We start from the raw sequence: 313 nt of genomic DNA, 5'->3' as shown, positions 1-313 counted from the left end.
TCGGCGGGCAGGGCGCGGGCCAGCCAGATCGTGCTGTAGCCGCCGAGGGTGCCGATCTCCAGGACCGTCCGCGCGCCCTGGGTGAGGGCGAGCAGGTGGAGCAGTTTGCCCTGGTTGGGGGCGACGGCGATCTCGGGCAGCCCGGCCGCCGCGGAGTCGGCGAGCGCGGCGGTGAGCACCTCGTCGGCGGGGGGGATCGTCTCGGGCCGCGGGGCCGCGGGGAGGGCGGGCGCCCGGGCGTCGAGGGTGGACAGGTCAGCTCGCGGTGCAGGAGGCGGTCGGCGCGCTGTTGGTGGCGCGCGACGAACCCGTG

The 313-nt window shown here is 77.6% G+C and carries 1 protein-coding gene; it reads right to left on the bottom strand.

What is annotated here, in order from left to right; genetic code table 11:
* Positions 1 to 197, bottom strand: a 197-nt coding sequence (locus OQ02_RS39775; RefSeq protein WP_037330108.1) for a methyltransferase, incomplete at its 3' end; no start/stop codon positions are given.
* Positions 198 to 313 lie beyond the last annotated feature (116 nt).

This window comes from Saccharothrix sp. NRRL B-16314, from assembly GCF_000716595.1.
In the GTDB taxonomy this organism is placed as follows: Bacteria; Actinomycetota; Actinomycetes; order Mycobacteriales; family Pseudonocardiaceae; genus Actinosynnema.
Note: the sequence above shows the minus strand (reverse complement) of the source record. Positions and strands in the feature narration are given on the sequence as shown.